The 2687-nt window shown below is 69.5% G+C and carries 3 protein-coding genes; 1 reads left to right on the forward strand and 2 read right to left on the reverse strand.

The window, feature by feature from the left end; translation table 11 throughout:
• Positions 1 to 21 precede the first annotated feature (21 nt).
• Positions 22 to 1125, reverse strand: coding sequence for an IS481 family transposase (locus ACLJWH_RS41860; protein ID WP_411147056.1), 1104 nt, complete (start codon positions 1123 to 1125; stop codon positions 22 to 24).
• A 49-nt stretch (positions 1126 to 1174) separates the two neighbouring features.
• Positions 1175 to 1573 (reverse strand): VOC family protein, encoded by a 399-nt coding sequence (locus ACLJWH_RS41865; RefSeq protein ID WP_411147057.1) that lies wholly within the window; start codon positions 1571 to 1573, stop codon positions 1175 to 1177.
• Positions 1574 to 1666: 93 nt separating this feature from the next.
• Between ACLJWH_RS41865 and ACLJWH_RS41870 the strand changes: the two genes are divergently transcribed.
• Positions 1667 to 2656 carry a helix-turn-helix transcriptional regulator gene (locus ACLJWH_RS41870; protein ID WP_411147058.1) on the forward strand — a complete coding sequence of 330 codons (990 nt, stop codon included), beginning with the start codon at positions 1667 to 1669 and terminating at the stop codon, positions 2654 to 2656.
• Positions 2657 to 2687: the final 31 nt, after the last annotated feature.

Consider the following 2687-nt stretch of genomic DNA (forward strand, 5'->3'; position numbering starts at 1 on the left):
TGTGGTGTCTCGGGACCTTGGTTACGCGAAGTCCTCGAAGGTGAGCTGCTGCGGGATGTCCGCGAGTGGTTCGGGCGGCTGGTCGAAGACGATCCGGTAGTCGCTCCCGGCGGTCCGGCTGATGGGCGGTCGGCCGCCGAGCGCAGCGTGCGGCCGCTCGTGGTTGTAGTAGTTCACGAACTCCGCGAGTGCGACGCGGCGTTCACGCTCGGTTCTGTAGTCGCGGACGTACGCCCACTCGCGGGAGAGCGTCCCGTTATACCTCTCCACCTTCCCGTTCGTGCGCGGCGTGTACGGCCTGGTCCGCTTGTGCTTAGTACCGGTCGCGGCGAGCGCGTCAGCCCAGGTCGTAGACCGGTAGCACGCGCCGTTGTCGGTGAGGCAGCGGCGGATCGGTGTGATGCCGTGGGCGGCGAAGAAGGCAACGGCCCGGTGCCAGAAGGCGACCGCGGTGACGGCCTTCTCATCGTCCAGGGCCTCGGTGTAGGTGAGTCGGGAGTGGTCGTCGAGCGCCGAATGCAGGTACGTGTATCCGACCTTGCCGGTGCCGGGTCCGGTGCGTTTGGAGGCGCGGGCGGACTCGGTGCCGACACCGTGCATCCGCCAGCCGCCTCCGGTCGGGATGCGTCCGAGTTTCTTGACGTCGACGTGGACCAGGTCGCCGACCCGGTCGTGCTCGTAGCGGATGACCTCGCGCAGCTGCTCGCCGGTCGGTGGGTCGAGGTCCCGGAGCCGGTTGAGTCCTCGCCTCACCAGGATGCGGTGGACGGTCGCGGGCGCGAGTGTGACGCCGTGGAGCCGCTGTAGGTCGGCGGCGAGCCGGGCCGGCCTGTACTTGGTCTGCCGCCGTAGCGCCTCCACCAGGTCGGCGATGTCCTCGGGGATGCGGGCGGGGCTGGTGGCGGGGCGGGAGGAGTGGTCGAGTAGTCCGTTCTCGCCGTGTGCGCGCCAGCGGGCGTGCCACTTGGCCAGGCAGCGGCGGGAGATTCCGGCTTCCGCAGCCACGTGCGCGGTCGGACGTCCGGCGTCGATCCGCAGACACAAGCGCAGACGTCCTTCGGGGGTCAGCGGTGCGTTCCGGTGTCCCCTGCTGGTGGCGCTCCTGGACTCGGCGGCCGCGTTCACCGGGAGCCCTGGGCCCTCAGGGCTCCCGCGTGAGCGGCTGTGCGCGGCGTCAGCGGGCGAACTTTTCGATGGCCGCTGGGGTGACGGGGGTGAAGAAGTTGACGAGGTTGCCGTCGGGGTCACGGAACAGCAGCGACCGGTTGCCCCAGGGCATCGTGGTGGGCTCGGTGACGAAGTCGGTGACGAAGCCGGTCAGGTTCTGGTGAACGCGGTCCACGTCGTCGACGAGGAACTCGGTGATCACGCTGTGGTTGCCCGCCGGGCGGGCAGAGCCCGGGGCGAACAGCGGGACGGTGCGGGTGTCGGCGATCGCGAGGGTGGCGCCCGCGGTCCTGAGTTCGGCGAAGTCTTCGGTGGCCCACGTCGCCCGCGCTCCTGTGGCTCGCTCGTAGAACTCGACGAGGCGCGCTACGTCGCTGGTGATGATGCGGATCGAGACGAAGTCCATGGGGATCTCCTTGGCTGTGCTGGAGGCGTGCACGTCGCAGGCTAGGAGAAATAGTGGACAGAATCGGTCCTGTATTCGCGTTAGGCTGCGAACATGCCTCGTCCCACCGGCCGCGTGCTGACACTCCTGGAGCTGCTGCAGTCGGGCGGCACCCGGACGGTGGCCGAACTCGCCGACCGGCTCGGCGTCGAAGGGCGCACCGTGCGGCGGTATGTGGACCAGCTGATCGACCTGGACGTGCCCGTGGAATCGGTGCGCGGCCGCTACGGCGGGTACCGGCTCGCCCCCGGGTACCGCTTGCCTCCGCTCATGCTCAGCGACGACGAGGCGCTGGCCGTGCTGCTCGGCCTGGTCGCCGGCCGCCGAGCAGGGTTGACGACGACGGAGCACACGGCGAGCGAGACGGCATCGGCGAAGATCCGGCGGGTGCTGCCCAAGCGCATCGCCCGTCGGCTCGACACACTCCTGGAATCTCTCGCCTTCACGGATCAGCTCGATGATTTCGACACCCCGGACGCCGGGGTCCTGCTCACCATCGCCGATGCGGTGCGCCACCGCCGACCGGTCTCGATCCGCTACACCGACCGCGACGGACGGCGCAGCGAACGCACGCTGCACGCGTACGGGATCGTCGCCCATGCGGGCCGGTGGTACGTCACGGGCAAGGACGCTCGGATCGGCGAGGACCGAACCTTCCGGCTCGATCGCATCGCAGACGCGAGGACCCTGCCCGGCTCATTCGAAGCGCCCGTGGGTCCCGGTCCGGCACAGCGCGTGTTGTCGGGGTTCGCCACGGCCGAGTACCGGCATGAGGTGACCTTGCGGATCCACGGGACGGTTGAGCAGATCCGCGCCCACCTTCCCGCCAGCGTCGCGAGCCTGGAGGAGTACGCGCCCGTGACAGGCGAGGACCGGGCGACCGAGCGCTGGCTGCGCGTCGAGCTGCGGGCGGAGCGGCTCGACTGGTTGCCTCCGGTACTTGCCTCACTCGACCGGCCGTTCGTCATCGAGCGCCCCGATGAACTGCGCGACCTCGTCACCGCGCTCGCCGATCGCCTCACGTCCTATGCTCGCCAAGCCTGACCGCGAGGAACCAATGTCATGAGATGGCACA

It is taken from the genome of Streptomyces sp. x-80 (assembly GCF_046549095.1).
Taxonomy (GTDB): domain Bacteria; phylum Actinomycetota; class Actinomycetes; order Streptomycetales; family Streptomycetaceae; genus Streptomyces; species Streptomyces celluloflavus.

Excerpts from the sequence above, each read along its gene's own strand:
- ACLJWH_RS41870 (WP_411147058.1), top strand. The coding sequence starts at position 1,667 with ATGCCTCGTCCCACCGGCCGCGTGCTGACACTCCTGGAGCTGCTGCAG.
- ACLJWH_RS41865 (WP_411147057.1), bottom strand. The coding sequence starts at position 1,573 with ATGGACTTCGTCTCGATCCGCATCATCACCAGCGACGTAGCGCGCCTC.